Source organism: Kribbella sp. DT2, assembly GCF_049844575.1.
Taxonomy (GTDB): domain Bacteria; phylum Actinomycetota; class Actinomycetes; order Propionibacteriales; family Kribbellaceae; genus Kribbella.
The window spans coordinates 227,065-244,717 of record NZ_JBNCLH010000004.1 but is presented as its reverse complement, the minus strand read 5'-3'; the positions used below and the strand labels follow the sequence as shown (position 1 = coordinate 244,717).

Sequence of the window (17,653 nt, the reverse complement as noted above, 5' to 3'; positions counted from 1 at the left end):
GCCCTGTCACTTGTCCAGCAGAGCCCACAGCCGCGCGACGATGGTCGCGATCTCGGCCTCGTCGAGCGGCACCAGTTCGAGCATCAACTCACCGAAGTCGGCGCGCTCGGCCATCACGTAGATCGGCGGCGACCCGGCCTCCAGTTCACGCACCAGCGCGGGCGCGTCCTCCACCTTGAGCAGCGCGCGCGACAGCGGCAGCGACGTCGGGTCGGGCACGACCTCCGCGACCACGCCCGGGATCTCACCGGCTGCCGCGACGAACGTCGTCACCTTCGTGGCCTCGTCCGCCGCCCACTTGGCCCGGTCCATCGCCTGCCACTCCTCCAGAGCAGCCAGTACGCCGACCACGGCCTCCTTCGACGGCTTCATCCCACGGCCGATCCCCTTGCCCTGGGCCCGCACCGCCTGCACCAGACGCTGCGACCCGGCAACCAACCCGGCGGTCGGCGAGCCCAGGTACTTCTGCCCGCTGATCAGCACCAGGTCCGCCCCGGTCGCCAGCAGGTCCGCCGTCCGAGGGAACTGCCCGGCGCCGTCGATGATCGCCGGTACGCCGCGACGGTGCGCCGCGCGGACCGCCGCGGTCAGGTCGAGCGGCTCGCCGGAGGTCAGCCGGGACGAGACGAGCATCAGGCAGGTGACGTCCGGTCCGTCCAGCGCCTCGCCCAGATCGTCAAGCCCACAACGCTTTTCGTCGCCCGCCAGCTCCACCTGCGCGCCGGCCAGCCGGATCGCCTGCAGGTTGGACTGGCCGTAGTCGACGACGTGGACGCCCGGCAGGACGACACGGTTGTGCATGTCGCCGGCGTCCGGCAGCGCGGCGATCCGGCGCGGGTCGGCGCCGGCCATGCAGGCGGCGACGGCGAGCGTGATCGCCGCCGAGGTGCAGTGCACCACCGTCCCGGCCTGGGCGCCGGTCGCGTGCGCGATCGCGTCGCTGGCCCGGTCGCCGAGCTCGTCCATCACGAAGAACTCGGGCAGCGCCTCCGCGACCGCGCCGGCGACCGCTGCCGAGCTCCTCGACACCCCGAGCGGCGTGAACGTCCCGCGCGCGTTGACCACCACACTCAGCCGGTGCCGCTCATGGATGCTCATGATTTGATCACATTAGTGGTCACGCACCGTGTAAGGCGAGACCCAATCGGTACTCGTCGTTGCCGATGGCGTGAACTACCTGAGACAAAAGTGAAAAGCCGGCCCTTCGCTTGACGGTGCCGGGGTGCGGGCCGTACGGCGCGCGCGGGTCCGGATCCGTGGGTGCTGTCCGGCGCGCCTCCGGTTGTCGTTGCTGGTGGCAACGAACGTCAGGAGGCCAGCTCCAGCAGGTGGTTCACGAACGTCTCCAGCACCTGTACGGCGGCGTCGGTGTCGCGGTCGACGAGCCAGCCGAGCGTGACGCCGTCGGTGATCGCCAGCGTCATCCGGGCCAGCTGGCCGGGTGGGACGGACCAGCTGACGCCGCAGGCGCCGGAAATTTCTCCGAGAAGCTGCTCGATGCCGGCGAGTTGTGACTCGCGCTGCTCGCGGGCCAGCGGCTCGGTGTCGGCGTTGCGCAACGCCCAGCTCGTCAACTCGTAGGTCAGCAGCTGGGCGTCGGGGGTCTGCTCGACCAGCGTCCAGAACCCGACGAAGGCGTTCCGCACGCTGACCGCGAGGTCGGCGCCGGGGACGATCGCGGTCCGCGCGGCCTGGACCTGGGCGTCGGCGATCACGCGGATCACCTCGTGCAGCAGCTCCTCCTTGGAGCGGAAGCAGTAGTGCACGACACCGACCGAGATCCCGAGCTCCTGGGCGATCCGCCGGGTGGTGGTCGCGGCGAGCCCCTCGCGGGTGGCGACCTGGATCGCCGCCTGGACCAGCTCGGTCCGGCGAACGTCGGCGGGCACGCGCGGCATCGGACTCCTCTCGACCGGAACTTTCACATTAGACGGACCAGGTCAAGCGTCCAAGACTCTTGACCTGATGCTACTAGTGAGTCATCGTCAGTTTTCAGACAGTTCCCCTGCCGTCATCGCTCGCCCCGAGTCTTTGAGGGAGGACCCGTGCCGTCCCGCCCAGCACACCGCTTCACCCTGCGCGCCGTCATCGCCGTACTCAGTGTCTCCGCTCTCACCGTCGCCGGACTACCACCTCGGGCTCAGGCTGAAGCCCAAGCCGCCGCCCCCACCGACTACTGCGTGGGGCAGTGTTCTGACATCGTGCCGCCCGGGCAGAACGGGAACGCGACGTTCACGGATCTGCTGCTGTTCAAGGGGTTCGGCGTCCGGCCGCCGCACTTCAGCGACACCGTGAAACCGTACGAGAAGCTGGTGTGGAACTCCCAGGGGATGACCGACGACGGGCTCTCGCCGTACTTCGACGACGCCTCGTTCGACGTCAAGCCGGGTGACGTCGCGAGCACGGTCAAGCCGCGGGCCGACGTAACGATCGTGCGCGACAAGTCCCGCGGCATCCCGCACATCACCGGGACGACGCGGTCGGGCACGATGTTCGGCGCCGGGTTCGCCGGTGCGCAGGACCGGCTGTTCGTGATGGACGTCTTCCGGCACCTCGGCCGCGGTCAGCTCACCCCGTTCGCGGGCGGCGCCGAGGGCAACCGGCAGTTCGAGCAGGAGTTCTGGAGCACCGCGCCGTACAACGAGGCCGACCTGCAGCGGCAGTACGACGACGCCGACGAACGCTACGGCGCGGACGGCGTGAAGATGCAGCAGGACATCCAGGCCTGGGTCGACGGCGTGAACAAGTACATCGACACCGTCGGCATCGCCTACCCCGGCGAGTACGTCGCCCTCGGTCTCGCCTGGCCGACGCCGCGCTGGAAGGTCACCGACGTCGTCGCGACCGCCGCCGTCGTCGCCGGCATCTTCGGCACCGGAGGCGGCGGCGAGATGGCCTCCGCGCTCGCCCTGCTCGAGGCCCAGGCCAAGTACGGCGTCGCCGAGGGCACCAAGGTCTGGGAGTCGTTCCGCTCCCAGAACGACCCCGAGGCGAGCACCACGGTGCACAACGGCGCCACCTTCCCGTACGGCACGACCGGCGCCGACCCGGCCGGCCGCGCGATGCCCGACCGCGGCTCGGTCACCGAGGAGCCCCTCGTCGTCGACCAGACCGGATCCGCGACAGCAAAGAAGCAGCAGCCGAAGAGCAGCGACAGCCTCAAGCCGCCGAACAAGGCCCAAGGCAAGGAATCCCTCAAGGGCATCTTCGACAGCGGAGTCTTCCCCGAAGGCTTCGGTCCGAAGGGCATGTCCAACGCCCTGATGGTCTCCGGCGCCCACACCGAGAGCGGCAACCCGATCGCGGTCTACGGCCCGCAGACGTCGTACTTCGCCCCGCAACTCCTGCTCCGCCAGGAGCTCCAGGGCCCGGGCGTCAGCTCCCGCGGCGTCGCCTTCGCCGGGCTCAACTTCTACACGCTGATCGGCCGCGGCGCCGACTACTCCTGGAGCGCCACGAGCGCCGGCCAGGACATCACCGACACGTACGCCGTACCGCTGTGCGAGCCCGACGGCAGTACGCCGACCAAGGCCTCCACCCACTACCTCTTCCGCGACACCTGCACGCCGATCGAGAAGCTCGAGCGCCACAACGCCTGGTACTCGAGCCTCGGGTCGTCGGAGCCGGCCGGCTCGTACACGCTGGTCGCGCAACGGACGAAGTACGGCATCGTCAGTCACCGCGGCACGGTCGCGGGCAAGCCGGTGCTGTTCACCAAGAACCGTTCGACGTACGGCAACGAGGCCGGCTCCGCGCTCGGCTTCATGCTGTTCAACGATCCTGACCGGATCCACAACGCGCAGGACTTCCAGACCGCCGCGACGAACATCGGCTACACGTTCAACTGGTTCTACACCGACAAGACCGACATCGCGTACTTCAACTCCGGCGACAACCCCGTCCGCCCGGCCGGGGCCGACCCGAACCTGCCGACCTGGAGCAGCTACGAGTGGCAGGGCTGGAACCCGGACACCAACCGCGCGTCGTACACACCGCCGGACCAGCACCCACAGGTGGTCAACCAGGACTACCTGACCAGCTGGAACAACAAGCAGGCACCCGGCTTCTCCGCGGCCGACGGGAACTTCGGCTACAACTCCGTCTACCGCAGCCAGCCGCTCGACGACCGGATCAAGGCGGTCATCGACGGCGGCCAGAAGTTCACCCGCGGCAAGCTCGTCGAGGCGATGGAGGACGCGGCGACCGTCGACCTGCGCGGCGACCAGGTGCTGCCGTACCTGCTGCGCGTCCTGAAGAGCGCGCCGGTCACCGACCCGGCCGTCGCCGACGCGATCGCGAAGCTGACCGCCTGGCAGGCCGCCGGCAGTCATCGCAAGACACCGAGCGAGGCGTCCAAGACCTACGACCACACGGAAGCGATCCGCATCCTCGACGCCTGGTGGCCGCTGCTCGTCCCGGCCCAGTTCCGGACCAAGCTCGGGCCTGACCTGTACGACGCGTTGGTGCACACCCAGAAGATCGACGAGCGGCCGAACGCGCAGGGATCGGCGTTCCAGAACGGCTGGTGGGGTTTCGTCCAGCGCGACCTGCGCAAGGTGCTCGGCGACCCGGTCGCGACACCGCAGCCGGTCACGTACTGCGGTGGCGGCTCGCTGAGCGAGTGCCGGACGGTCCTGGCCGACTCGCTCAAGGCCGCGACGCAGGTGCCGGCGGCAACGACGTACCCGGCGACCGCGGACTGCGCGGCGGGGGACCAGTTCTGCGCCGACCAGATCGTGCACCAGCCGATGGGCGGCATCACGCAGGACCGGATGGCGTGGGTCAACCGGCCGACGTACCAGCAGGTGGTCGAGTTCCCGGCCCGGCGCGGGGACGACGTGAGCAACCAGGCGCTCGGCAGGACGGCGACCGCGAGCAGCCACGAGACCGGGCTGTTCAACTCGCCGCCGTCGAAGGCCGTGGACGGCAACGCCGGAACGCGGTGGGCGAGCAACTGGTCGGACCCGCAGTGGCTCAAGATCGACCTCGGCAGCGAGCAGCCGGTACGCCGGGTGGTGCTGCACTGGGAGTCGGCGTACGCGAAGGCGTACAAGGTCGAGGTGTCGCGGGACACCGTGAACTGGACCCAGGTCTTTGCCACCAGCAACGGTGACGGCGGGGTCGACGTGGTCCGGTTCCCGGCGGCCCAGGCGCGGTACGTGCGGGTGACCGGGACGCAGCGGGCGACGTCGTACGGGTACTCGTTGTACGAGGCGCAGGTCTACCGGCAATGAGTCGACCGTGCCTGGGAGGATGTGGGCATGAACCAGAACTTCCCTCCCCAGAACCCGAACCAGCCGCCGTACCCGCCCCAGAACCAGCCGCAGCAGGGGTACCAGCAGGGACCCCCGCCGGGGTACCAGCCCCCGCCGCCCGGGTACCAAGGCCCGCCGCCGGGGTACCAGCAGGGTCCGCCGCCCGGCTACGGGCAGGCGCCGGGGCAGTACCAGCCGACCAAGCAGTCGAACGTGCCGCACGTCGCGCCGGCCGGTTCGCCGTACCCGGTGCTGGTGTCGACGATGAACGACCTGCCGGGGTACACCGCGGAGAAGGTGTTCGGCGAGGTCTTCGGGCTGACCGTGCGCAGTCGCGACTTCGGCTCGAACTTCACCGCGAGCTTCCGGTCGCTGGGTGGCGGCGAGGTGCCGGAGTACACCCAGATGCTGGCCGAGTCGCGGCACGTCGCGGTGATGCGGATGTGTCAGATGGCCCAGCAGATGGGCGCCAACGCGATCCTCGCGATGCGGTTCGACTGCAACGAGATCGCCCAGACGATGAGCGAGGTCGCCGCGTACGGCACCGCGGTGATCGTGCGCAAGGTCGAGCCGCCGCGACCGCAGGACACCTCGCCCCAGCCCGACGACGAGGACGATGCGAATGACAGCTGACCTGCCGGACTTCGGGCCGGACTTCCGGTGGGGAGTCTCGACCTCGGCGTACCAGATCGAGGGGGCCGCGACCGAGGGTGGTCGCGGCCCGTCGGCCTGGGACACGTTCTGCGCCGAGCCGGGACGGGTGCTCGGTGGGGAGACCGGGGTCGTTGCCTGCGACCACTACCACCGGTACGCCGAGGACGTCGCGCTGATGCGGGAGCTGGGGGTCGACACCTACCGGTTCTCGTTCTCCTGGTCGCGCGTCCAGCCCGACGGCCGCGGCGCGGTGAATGCCGAGGGCATCGGGTTCTACGACCGGCTGGTCGACGAGCTGCTGGCCGCGGGCATCCAGCCGGCGCCGACGCTGTTCCACTGGGACACCCCGCAGCCGCTCGAGGATCTTGGCGGATGGACGCAGCGGGACATCACTGATCGGTTTGCCGATTACGCCGCCTTGCTGGCCTCACGGTTCGCGGATCGGATCCCGCTGTGGATGACGATCAACGAGCCCGTCGTACTGACGATGATGGGGTACGCCGTGGGCGCGCACGCGCCGGGGCTTCAGCTCGGGTTCGAGGCATTGCCGGTCGCGCATCATCAGCTGCTGGCGCACGGGCGCGCCGTACAGGCTCTGCGGGCGGGCGGGGCTCGGTCGATCGGTCTCGCGAGCAACCATGCGCCGGTGTGGCCGGCGAGTGAGGCGCCGGAGGATGTCGAGGCGGCCGGGCTCTACGACACGTTGATCAACTGGCTCTTCGCGGATCCGATCTTGCTGGGGCGCTATCCCGAGGGCTTCGCCGAGGCGATGCCCGGGCCGGTGGCTTCCGATCTCGAGGTGATCTCGACACCGCTCGACTTCTTCGGGCTCAACCACTACGCGCCGACACTCGTCGGTGCGCCGTCCGGTGCCGCGGACGTCGGCGCGACCGACGGCATGCCGCTGCCGCCGGGCCTGCCCTTCGAGCCGCGCAAACTCACCGGCTACCCCGAGACCGACTTCGGCTGGCCCGTCGTCCCCGAGGCGTTCGGCGAGATCCTGCAGATCTTCCGCACGCGTTACGGCGACCGGCTGCCGCCGATCTACATCACCGAGAACGGCTGCTCGTACGACGGCCTCGACGACCAGGACCGGATCACCTACCTCGACGGCTACGTCCGTGCCCTGAAGGCCGCGATCGACGACGGCCTCGACGTCCGCGGCTACTTCCAGTGGTCCCTGCTCGACAACTTCGAGTGGGCCGCCGGGTACTCCCAGCGCTTCGGGCTCGTCCACGTCGACTTCGAGACACTGGAACGCACCCCGAAGGCGTCGTACGCCTGGTACCGCGACCTGATCGCCAAGAGCCGAGGATGAGCACTGCCCTGGCCGAACCTGTGGTACCGGTTCGGCGTGGGTGGACCACCGCCGTCGTCCTCGCCAACGTCGGTGTCTTCGCGGCGTGGCTCGGTCCCATCCAAGTGCTCCTGGCGAAGCAGTCCGAAGCTGTTGCGCCTGGCAACAAAGAGTTCGTGCTCGGGCTGGTCACCGGCGTTGGTGCGGCCGTGTCGGTGGTCGCCAACCCCGTGTTCGGGGCGGTGTCCGACCGGACCACCTCGCGGTTCGGGCGTCGTACGCCGTGGGTACTGGCGGGCGGCATCGGGGGAGCGGTCGGGCTGCTGGTGCTCAGTGGATCGAGCGCCGTGCTGTGGATGCTCGTCGGATGGTGCCTGGTGCAACTGTTCGGCAACGCGCTGCTCGCGGCGATCACCGCCGCCGTACCGGACCTCGTCCCGAAGAAGCAGCGCGGCGTCGTCGGCGGCTGGGTCGCGCTCGCCCAGACGCTCGGCGCGCTCGTCGGGGTCGGACTCGCCACCGTCGTCGGAGGGGTCGGCGGTGGCTACCTCGCGTGCGCGGCGTTCCTGATCATCTCGGTCGTGCCGTACGTGCTGCGCAGCGGCGACCGCCCGATGGTCGAGCGGACGCCGCTGGTCTGGCGCGCGTTCTGGAAGGGCTTCTGGATCAGCCCACGGCGCTACCCCGACTTCGGCTGGGCCTGGCTGACCCGCTTCCTGCTCAACCTGGGCAACGGGCTCGGCACGCTGTACCTGTTCTTCTACCTGCAGGACGCCGTCGGGTACGACGACCCGGACGTCGGCGTGCTCGTCCTGACCGCGATCTACAGCCTCTGCGTGATCCTCACCGCGGTCAGCTCCGGCGCCTGGTCGGACCGCGTCGGCCGCCGCAAGGTCTTCGTCACCGGCTCCGGCGTCGTGATGGCGGCGGCTGCCGGCGTACTGGCTGTCTGGCCGACCTGGACGGGCGCGATCGTCGGGGCGGTCATCCTCGGGACCGGGTTCGGGGTGTACCTGTCGGTCGACTTCGCGCTGCTCACCGAGGTCCTGCCGAGCGCCCGCGACCGCGCCAAGGACCTCGGGGTGATCAACATCGCCAACTCGTTGCCGCAGGTCCTCGCTCCCGCTCTGGCGGCTCCGATCGTCAAGTACGCCGGTGGGTATCCGGTGCTGTACGGCCTGGCCGCCGCGGTGACGCTGCTGGGCGCCGTACTGGTTCGCCAGATCAAGGCTGTCGCTTAGTCTGACGCCCATGCCGCTCTTCTCCTTCGAAGGCAAGTCCCCGCAGGTGCACCCCGACGCCTGGATCGCCCCGACCGCGACGCTGGTCGGCGACGTGGTCGTCGAGGCGGGCGTCTCGGTCTGGTACGGCGTGGTGATCCGCGCGGACCTCGGCCGGATCATCATCCGCGAGGGCACGAACATCCAGGACAACTCGGTGCTGCACGTCGGCGGCGGCAACACCTGCGAGGTCGGCCGCAACGTGACGATCGGTCACCAGTGCCTGGTGCACGACTGCACGATCGGCGAGTCCGCCCTGATCGGCAACGGCGCGATCGTGCTCGACGGCGCCGTCGTCGGCGCTCGCACGCTGATCGCCGCCGGCGCCACCGTCACCCCCGGCAGCCAGATCCCCGGCGAGTCGGTCGCCCTCGGCAGTCCCGCGAAGAAGATCATCCCGCTCGAGGGCACCGCCAAGCTCTTCGTCGACCACAACGCCGCCGTCTACCACGACCTCGCCCGCCGCCACGCGGAAACGGTCAAGCTGGTGGAGGAGGAGTAGCCGGCCGAGCCCTCGCCCCGGCGGCCCGGCCCGGCCCTCGCCCCGGCGGCCCGGCCCCGCCCGCCCCGGCCCCGCCCCGCCTCTCGGCCCGGCTCCGCTCCTGTCTTTCCGCCCTCCACGGGTTTGCCCGGCCCAGGTGGGGTACCGGGCGGCTGATCGTCGTACCAGCGAAGGAGTGGGCTGATGAGCAAGAAGGTCGCGTTCTTGGTGGCTGCCGAAGGGATCGAGCGGGTTGAGCTGACCGAGCCGTGGGACGCGGTGAAGGCGGCCGGCCATGAACCGGTCCTGCTCAGCCCGGAGACCGGCGAGGTGCAGACCTTCGACCACCTGACGGCCGCCGAGAAGCGGCCGGTCGACCGGGCGGTCGGGGACGTCGCGGTCGATGATTTCGACGCGCTCGTGCTGCCCGGCGGCGTCGCGAACCCGGACGCCCTGCGCACCGACGCGACCGCGGTCGCGTTCGTCAAGGACTTCATCACCTCCGGCAAACCGGTCGCCGCGATCTGTCACGCGCCGTGGACCCTGGTCGAGGCCGACGCCGTGCGCGGCCGGCGCCTCACCTCCTGGCCGAGCGTGCAGACCGACCTGCGCAACGCGGGCGCCGACTGGGTCGACGAGGAGGTCGTCGTCGACGGCAACCTGATCACCAGCCGCAACCCCGACGACCTGCCGGCCTTCAACAAGACGTTGCTCGAGGCCCTCAAATAGCCTGCTGGTAGGCCTCGCTGATCAGCGCGACGGCGGCCTGCGTCGACGGATGCGGGTCCTGCCGGGGCCAGATCACGCGGACGGGCACGGGCGGCGCGTCCTTCAGCGGAAGGAAGACCACCCCGGCCCGCCCGTACTGCGTCGCCGTGCTCTCCGGCGTCACCCCGACGTAGTCGCCGGCCGAGATCAGCGCGAGCCAGTCGTCGACGTCCGCGGTGCGCTCGATCCGCGGCGGCGTACCGGCCGGCCAGAGCTCGAGGCTCGTCGTACCGGTCCGCCGGTCGACGAGCACCGTCCGGCTCCGCACCTCGTCCAGCCGCACCGACCGCCGCCGGGCCCACGGATCGTCGGCCGCCAGCACCAGCTGCCGCCGCTCCACGCCGACGACCGTGCTCGCGTACGCCTTCTCATCCACAGCAGTCCGTACGACGGCCAGGTCGCAAGCCCCCTCGGCCAGCCCACCCGTCGGGGTGTTCGTCCGCACCAGCACCAGCTCGACCTCCGGGTGCGTCTGAGCCCACCGCCGCTGGAACCCGGTCGTGTGCCGCCCGAGCGCCGACCAGGCATGCCCGAGCCGCAACCGAGCATGCCCCGACCTGGCCTCCCGCACGAGATCGTCCAGCTCGTCCAGCAGGTGCCGGGCCCGCGTCACCAGCTGAGCCCCGGTCGCCGTCAACGCGATGCTCCGGCTGCTCCGGTACAACACCCGGACGCCGAGCGCCCGCTCCAACCCCGCCAGCCCCCGGGAAATCGCAGCCTGCGAAACCCCCAACGCAATCGCGGCATCGGTAAAACTCCCGCTGTCCACGATCGCCACCAACACCCGCAACTGCCGCAACTCCACTTCCATACGCCCAGCGTATAGATCTATTGGTAGTTGCATTTTGCGCATTCGCCGGACGAGCGCATCCTGCGAAGATGACCGCCGCCACGGACATCCCACCTGTTGTTCCCCGAGTACCAGCAGGGCAGACCCGGGGCATCCTTCTCATGCTCACCAGCGGTGTCTCCAACCAGGTCGGCGCCGCGACAGCAGCCCTCGGCTTCCCCGCCCTAGGCCCCGCCGGCGTGGTCGCCATCCGCCAAGCAGTAGCCGCCGCCGTCATGCTCGCCGTCGTCCGCCCACCCCTCCGCAGCTTCACCCGCCGCCAGTGGCTCCCGATCCTCGCCCTCGCCGCCATCTACGCGACCATGAACCTCACCCTCTACACCGCCGTCGACCGCATCGGCCTAGGCCTGGCCGTCACCCTCGAATTCCTGGGCCCCCTGGCAGTCGCCCTGGCCACCTCACGCCGAAGAGTCGACCTGGCCTGCGCCCTCGTCGCCGGCGCCGCTGTCTTCGTCCTCATGCGCCCCCAACCAACGACCGACTACCTAGGCATCCTCTTCGGCCTGATCGCGGCCTGCTGCTGGGCGGCGTACATCCTCCTCAACCGCACCCTCGCCGCCCGCCTCCCCTCAGCCCAGGGCGCCGCCGCCGCGGCAGCGGTCTCCGCCGTCGCCTACCTCCCGGTCGGGGCCTGGATCCTCATCCACCACACCCCCGCCCCCAAGTACCTCGCGTACGCCGCAGCCGCCGGCCTGCTCGCCTCAGCCGTCCCCTACCTCCTGGACCTGCTGACCCTCCGCCTCGTCCCCACCTCGTTCTTCGGCCTGTTCATGAGCGTCAACCCACTCCTGGCCGCCCTGGCCGGCTGGCTACTCCTCGACCAACGCCTGGGCATCCTGGAATGGGCAGCCATCACCGCAGTCATCACCGCGAACGCCACCAGCGCCCTCACCCCGAACCGAGCTCACCCCACCGAGTAGCTCGAGATGGTCACACCGGAGGGCGTTGTCCGCGACGCCTCCAGTTGCAGCGGCAACGGCGTCGGCAGGTCGCCGAACATCTTCTTGCCCGACCCCAGCACCAGCGGGAACGTCAGCAAGTGCAGCTCGTTCACCAGCCCGTGCGCCAGCAGCGTCCGCAGTAGATCCGCACTACCGAAGACCACCAGCTCCTCCGGGATCTCCCGGACCGCCGACACCAAGTCAGGCCCGAGCACGACGGTGTTGTTCCACGAACCGGTCGTCAGCGTCCGTGAGGCGACGTACTTCGGGATCCGGTTCATCGCCGCAACCGCAGGCTCGCTCTGATCCGCAGGCGCCCACGTCGCCGCGAAGGTCTCGTACGTCTTGCGCCCCAGCAGCAACCCACCCGCCGCCAACGTCGCGCCCTGCATGAACTCGGCGACCACGTCGTCCATCCCCGCCGACACCCACCCGCCGTGCGCGAATCCACCTTCGGTGTCCTCGTCCGGTGACAGCACCGACTGCACGACCCCGTCGAGCGACTGGAAGTTCACCACACTGATCATCGGCATCCCCCATGCTCACACGCGAACAGCGGACCAGCCAGTACGTCGTACTGCCTGATCCGCTGTCCAGCAACCTCAGCCCGAGTGCTTCTCCAGCGCCGCGATCAGCTGCGGCCGCAGCTCCTCCGGCGTGACGACCTGGTCGACCGAGCCGACCCGCACCGCGCGGCGGATGTCGTGGATGCGGTCGAACTCGGAGGCGACCTCGCCCAGCTTCTCCGCGCGAACAGAGGTCCGCACCTCAGCCAGTTCGTTGGTCAGCGCCGCGCGCTCGGCGCCCTCGGACTCGGCGAGCTGGGCCGACAGGCCCTTCACCCGCGGGTCCGCCGACGTCCGCGCATTGACCTCCGCGGAGAACACGACGGCGGCGGCCGGCGCTCCACCGAGCACCGACGCGAACGAGCCCTCGACCGCGAGCACGGTCATCGACGGGTTCAGCGCCTTGGAGAACACCACGAACGCGCCGCCGTGGTACCGCGAGACCACGCAGAACACGATCGGCCCGCGGAAGTTCACGATCGCGCGGCCGATCTCCGCGCCGTACTCCAGCTGCAGGTTGCGCATCGAGTCCGGCGACCCGTCGAACCCGGACAGGTTCGCCAGGACCACGAGCGGACGGTTGCCGCTGGCACCGTTGATCGCCCGCGCCACCTTCTTCGACGACCGTGGGAACAGCGTACCCGCGGTGTACGTGTCCGGCCCGTCGGTGGGCGGGAATCCCCGCCGGGCAACGGGCTTCGACTCGATCCCCACCAGGCAGACCGGCAGCCCGCCGAGCCGCGTGTCCGCGACCACCGCGGTCTCGGCGTCGGCCATGCCCGCCCAGCGTTCCAGCATCGGGTGGTCCTGGTCGGTGACCGCGCGCATCAGCGTGCGGATGTCGAACGCCTTCTTGCGGTCCGGGTTGGTCGCGGCCGAGAAGATCTGCCCGACCGTGCTGAACCCGCCGTCGATCGGGTCGTGCGGGTACGACGTGACGTCGCGGTCGTGCGGGTCCGAGGTCGGGGCCCGCCGCGGCCCGGGCTCACCCGGTACGACGTACGTGTGCTCGTAGTGCGCCATCAGGATGTCGCGCGCCCCGGCCAGGTCCGGCGCCCAGTACTGCGCCTCGCCGTTCGGGCCCATCACCCGGTCGTAGCCGCCGATGCCGAAGTTGTCCTCGGCCGAGACACCACCGGCGAAGTCCAGCGTCTGCTTGCCGGTCAGCACCATCGCCGAGTCCGGGGTCATCACCAGGATGCCCTTGGTGTGCATCAGCATCGTCGCTTCGGCGTTCCAGTACGGCTGCGCGCCCACGTTGATACCGGCGACCACGATGTTGATCTCGCCACCGGCCTGGGTGAACTCGACGATCCGCTTGAGCGCCTTGGCGACCCAGTCCATGTTCTCGGTCCCGGAGTCCATCGAGATCCGGGCGCCCGCGGAGACCGCGAACCACTCGACCGGTGCGCCCAGCTTCTCGGCCAGGTCGAGTGCGCCGATGATCCGCGCGCACTCGGCCTCGGCGACCGCGCCGAGCGCCATCGTCGGGTCACCGCTGAGCACGACGCGGGTGATGCCCTCGGGGTGCCGGCGGGTCGGGGTGGTGATCACGCCGGCGATCAGGCCGGCCTTGTTCAGCCCGCGCGCCCGGTCGACCGGCACCAGCGTGCCGCTGTCGTCCAGGTCGTGCTCGACATAGGTGCCTCCGGCACCGACCACGAGACCGGCGACCTCGTACGGATAGACGGTGTTGCGACGGCGCGCCTTGAGTACCTTCTGCGCGTAGTCGTCGAGCGGCTTGAGCCGTTCCGTCGGGGGCCGGACCACCTTGGTGACGACCCCGGCGCCGGGCTGGTACGAGAAGCGTCCGACCACCGGCAGCGCCGTACCGTTCGAGCCGGTCACGCGGCCGCTGACGGTGACCTCCTCGATGCCCGCACCGGCGGTCATCGGCGCGATGTTGCGCTGCAGCGCGGTCAGCTCGGGGACCTGCCCGTCGACGACCGGCCAGATCGTCACCCAGACGTGGTTCATCTCCAGGCGCGCACCGGCGGCGCCGCGCGCGGTCCGGGCCCGGCGGATGCCTTCCAGGCAGTTCGCGATCGCCCGCTCGACGTGCGGCAGCGAGGTGACCTTGCCCTCCTCGTCGCGGACCACCGCGAACTGGCGGACCTGCGCGAGCGCGACCAGCCGCTCGTCGGCCGGGTTGTCCCGGGCGACGCAGTGGTAAAGCAGCACGTCCTCGGGCGCGTCCAGCCGGGTGATCTTGAAGTCGTGCAGACGCCACAGGTTGAGCCGGCGGCCGACCATCGGGTGCACGCCGCGGACGTTGTCGTCCTCGACCACACCGCCGTCCGACGGGCGGAAGGTGAAGTACCAGATCTCACGACCGTTGCCCGGGACAACAGCGATGGCAACGCGCCGTACGTCGGCGACGAACGGCAGCGCGGCGACGATGTCGCGCAGCTGGTCGGAGGCGTCCTGCGGCGACTCCGGCGTACCGGGCCAGGACAGGTACAGATCCGCGACGGCCTGGTGACCGGCGGGGCTCGCGGCAACCTCGGCGGCGAGGTCGCGGACGAAGTCGCTGCCGGTGTCGGCCAGTTCGTCGACCGTGCCGATCGTCGTGACCAGGTGGGTCGGACGGTCGTCCAGCGTGTAGTCGGCGCTGGCGAACGCGCGCCCGTTGACCGTGGCGTTGCGCAGGTCGTGCAGCTCGTACTCGAGGTAGTGCCGGCGGATCAGCACCTCCAGCATCGGCTCGACCGGGTGCACCCCGGCCTCGATCCGCTCGGCGAGGAAGCTGACGATCTGCTCGGGAATCGCGGCCAGCGCCTTGACCCGCTCGGTGCGGTCCGGCACGTCCGGATCGTTGGTCAGGGAGTCCAGCTCGGCGGCGACCTCGGCCAGCACCTCGGCGCGGTCGGCGTCCACCTGCGGCTGGTCGAACCAGCGGAACCGCACGCTCCGGGCCAGGTCACCGATCACCGGGAAGCGCAGCTGCGTCGCGACGACGAGGTGATCCAGTACGGCGTACGCCTCGGCGTCCAAAGGGGCCTCGGGCATCGGTTCGGCCAGCCACTGCTGCAGCAGCGACGTCATCAGCAGCACGTCGGGCGACGTGCGCTGCTGGGCCAGGAAGATCCGGAACACCGCGTCGGTCAGCTCGTCGCTGCGATCGAGATCCGTGACGCCGTAGTGCCCGAGCACACGGGCCAGGCGGTCGCGGAACTGCTCCGGCAGTCCGGCACGCTCGGCGTCCAGCGTCTGCAGGTACGTGTGGAAGTGCTCCTTCGGGCTGTGCACGCGCAGCTCGGTGTTGAGGTCCTCACCGGCCGGCCGGTTGCGGCTCAGCTCGGCGAAGTCCGCGAACAGCCGCAGGACTCCGATCTCATCCGCGATCGGCGGTTCGGCCAGCTCGGCGCGGGCGGACAGGTACTCCGACAGCGTCCGGCCTTCGTCGCGCGGGTCGATGTCGAACCCGAGCAGCATGCTGCGCAGGTTGTCGAGGCCGCGCGCGGCCCGCTCGGCGGCCGTCGGCGGCGTCTCCGGGATCGGCAGCTCCAGGTCGACGCTGTCCGACACCTCGACCTTGACGTCCGCGTCGCCGACCGGCTCCAGCCGCAGCAGCGGCGCGCCGGTCTCGACCTGGCTTCCGGTCGAGACCGGCAGCTCCTTCACGATCGCCTTGAACGGCGCGTACAGCACCGTCTCCATCTTCATGCTCTCCAGGACGAGGACCGGCGCCCCCGCCTCGACCTCGGCACCGGCGGCGACCGGCGTCGCCACCACCAGCGCGGGAGCGGGCGCGCGCATGACGCCGCCCTCGTCCCGGCTGACGCGGTGCGTGACGCCGTCGACCTCGACCAGGTGCACCGGGCCGTGCGTCGCGGTGACGAGCCGGTACCGGCGGCCGGAGACGACCAGACGGGCGTCGTACGCGTCGAGCCGGTCGAGCTCGACGTCGAGGTAGCAGAGGTCGTCCCCGGTGCCGACGCCGACGCGGTAGCGCGCCGAGCCGATCTTCGCGACCGAGACCCGGTACGTCGCACCGCGCAGCTTGAGCGCGATCGCGCGACCGACCTCGTGCTGCACCTGCGGACGACCACCGCGCGCCGAGTCCAGCAGCCGCTGGCGCTCGACCCGCTCGGCCTCCTCGTACGCCTCGATCGCGGCCGCGATCAGCGCGATCCCGGAGTGCCGGCGCAGGACCAGCCGGCCCTCGCCGCGGACCCGGTCGATCCAGCCGGTGTCGGCGGAGCCGTCGATCACCTCGGGCTGGTCGAGCAGGTCGAGCACGAAGCTCTTGTTCGTCGTACCGCCTTCGAGGACGACGGTCGTGTCGGCGACCGCACGGCGCAGGCGTCCGAGCGCCTCCTCGCGGGTCCGGCCGTAACCGATGATCTTGGCGATCATCGAGTCGAAGTCCGCGGGGATCGAGTCGCCTTCGCTGACCCCGGTGTCGACCCGTACGCCGGGGCCGGACGGCAGCCGCAGCCGCGCGATCCGGCCGGGGGACGGCGCGAAGTCGCGGTCCGGGTCCTCGGCGTTCAGCCGCGCCTCGACGGCGTGGCCGACCTCGACCGGCTGCGGGCCTTCCAACTTGTTGCCTGCCGCAACGTGCAGCTGCGCGCGGACCAGGTCGAAGTCGGTGGTCAGCTCGGTGATCGGGTGCTCGACCTGGAGGCGGGTGTTCACCTCGAGGAACGCGAACAGCTTGTCGCCCGGGTGGTACAGGAACTCGACCGTGCCGGCGCCGGCGTACCCGACGGCGAGCGCGAGCCGCTCGGCGGACGCCTTCAGCTCGGCGGCCTGATCGGGCGCGAGGACCGGCGAGGCCGACTCCTCGATGACCTTCTGGTTGCGGCGCTGGACCGAGCAGTCCCGGACACCGAGCGCCCACGCCGTGCCCTGGCCGTCCGCGATCACCTGGACCTCGACGTGCCGGGCGCCGGTGACGAGCCGCTCCAGGAAGACCACGCCACTGCCGAACGCGCGGGCCGCCTCGTCACTGGTCCGCTGGTACGCCTCGCGCAGGTCCTCGTCGTCGCGGACCAGCCGGATCCCGCGGCCACCGCCACCGGCCGTTGCCTTGAGCATCACCGGGTAACCGATGTCGTTGGCCGAGGCAATCGCTTCGTCCAGCGTCGCCACCGCGCCGCGGCTCCACGGTGCGACCGGGACACCGACCTCCTCGGCGATCAGCTTCGAGCCGATCTTGTCGCCCAGCTTGCGCATCGCGTCCGCGCTCGGGCCGACGAACGTCACGCCGATCCGGTCGCACAGCTCGGCGAACGCCGGGTCCTCGGCGACGAAACCCCAGCCGACCCAGGCCGCGTCGGCCTTGGTCTCGAGCAGGGCCCTCTCGAGTTTGGCCAGGTCCAGGTACGGGCGGTCGGCGGCCGGGCCGAGCGGGTAGGCCAGGTCGGCCTCGCGGGCGAACGTGGCTCCACGCTCGGCATCCGTGAACAACGCGACCGTCTCGACCTGGCTCCCCGTCTCGGCGTTGAGCTCACGGACCGCATTGATCAGCCGCATCGCGGCCTCTCCCCGGTTGACGATGGCGATGCGGTTGAACACCGGGCGGCACTCCTGTCGTCGGCAAAGCTGTCACCGCA

General features: G+C 70.5%; 12 protein-coding genes. 7 read left to right on the top strand and 5 right to left on the bottom strand.

Features of this window, described 5'->3' with window-relative positions; genetic code table 11:
• Positions 1–6 precede the first annotated feature (6 nt).
• Together ACLQ2O_RS19120 and ACLQ2O_RS19115 are read right to left on the bottom strand one after the other, a co-directional pair.
• Positions 7–1,098, bottom strand: coding sequence for an aminotransferase class V-fold PLP-dependent enzyme (locus ACLQ2O_RS19120; RefSeq protein WP_425833136.1), 1,092 nt, complete (start codon positions 1,096–1,098; stop codon positions 7–9).
• Positions 1,099–1,307: 209 nt separating this feature from the next.
• Positions 1,308–1,898, bottom strand: coding sequence for a TetR/AcrR family transcriptional regulator (locus ACLQ2O_RS19115; RefSeq protein ID WP_425833134.1), 591 nt, complete (start codon positions 1,896–1,898; stop codon positions 1,308–1,310).
• Between the two features lie 147 nt (positions 1,899–2,045).
• Between ACLQ2O_RS19115 and ACLQ2O_RS19110 the strand changes: the two genes are divergently transcribed.
• The 6 genes from ACLQ2O_RS19110 to ACLQ2O_RS19085 all read left to right on the top strand — a co-directional run bounded on the left by ACLQ2O_RS19110 (position 2,046) and on the right by ACLQ2O_RS19085 (position 9,696).
• Entirely contained in the window at positions 2,046–5,234 is a 3,189-nt protein-coding gene (locus ACLQ2O_RS19110; protein ID WP_425833132.1) for a penicillin acylase family protein, read from the top strand.
• Between the two features lie 27 nt (positions 5,235–5,261).
• Complete coding sequence (locus tag ACLQ2O_RS19105) at positions 5,262–5,888, top strand: YbjQ family protein (RefSeq protein WP_425833130.1); 627 nt, start codon at positions 5,262–5,264, stop codon at positions 5,886–5,888.
• Positions 5,878–7,227 carry a GH1 family beta-glucosidase gene (locus ACLQ2O_RS19100; protein ID WP_425833128.1) on the top strand — a complete coding sequence of 450 codons (1,350 nt, stop codon included), beginning with the start codon at positions 5,878–5,880 and terminating at the stop codon, positions 7,225–7,227. Before ACLQ2O_RS19105 ends, ACLQ2O_RS19100 begins: the two co-directional genes overlap by 11 nt.
• On the top strand, positions 7,224–8,447 hold the full coding sequence (locus ACLQ2O_RS19095) for an MFS transporter (protein ID WP_425833126.1): 1,224 nt from the start codon (positions 7,224–7,226) through the stop codon (positions 8,445–8,447). Before ACLQ2O_RS19100 ends, ACLQ2O_RS19095 begins: the two co-directional genes overlap by 4 nt.
• Before the next feature lie 10 nt (positions 8,448–8,457).
• A complete protein-coding gene (locus tag ACLQ2O_RS19090) occupies positions 8,458–8,988 on the top strand; it encodes a gamma carbonic anhydrase family protein (protein WP_425833124.1) in 531 nt (176 codons plus the stop codon).
• Positions 8,989–9,171: 183 nt separating this feature from the next.
• Positions 9,172–9,696, top strand: a complete 525-nt coding sequence (locus ACLQ2O_RS19085; protein ID WP_425833122.1) for a type 1 glutamine amidotransferase domain-containing protein — start codon at positions 9,172–9,174, stop codon at positions 9,694–9,696.
• Here the strand turns inward: ACLQ2O_RS19085 and ACLQ2O_RS19080 are convergent.
• On the bottom strand, positions 9,689–10,546 hold the full coding sequence (locus ACLQ2O_RS19080) for a LysR family transcriptional regulator (RefSeq protein ID WP_425833120.1): 858 nt from the start codon (positions 10,544–10,546) through the stop codon (positions 9,689–9,691). The two genes, ACLQ2O_RS19085 and ACLQ2O_RS19080, sit on opposite strands and share 8 nt — an antisense overlap.
• Before the next feature lie 68 nt (positions 10,547–10,614).
• Between ACLQ2O_RS19080 and ACLQ2O_RS19075 the strand changes: the two genes are divergently transcribed.
• Positions 10,615–11,505 (top strand): EamA family transporter, encoded by an 891-nt coding sequence (locus tag ACLQ2O_RS19075; RefSeq protein ID WP_425833118.1) that lies wholly within the window; start codon positions 10,615–10,617, stop codon positions 11,503–11,505.
• Here ACLQ2O_RS19075 and ACLQ2O_RS19070 read toward each other — a convergent pair.
• Positions 11,490–12,059 carry a dihydrofolate reductase family protein gene (locus tag ACLQ2O_RS19070; RefSeq protein ID WP_425833116.1) on the bottom strand — a complete coding sequence of 190 codons (570 nt, stop codon included), beginning with the start codon at positions 12,057–12,059 and terminating at the stop codon, positions 11,490–11,492. The genes ACLQ2O_RS19075 and ACLQ2O_RS19070 overlap by 16 nt on opposite strands.
• Positions 12,060–12,128: 69 nt before the next feature.
• Complete coding sequence (locus tag ACLQ2O_RS19065; protein ID WP_425833114.1) at positions 12,129–17,615, bottom strand: carboxyl transferase domain-containing protein; 5,487 nt, start codon at positions 17,613–17,615, stop codon at positions 12,129–12,131.
• Positions 17,616–17,653: the final 38 nt, after the last annotated feature.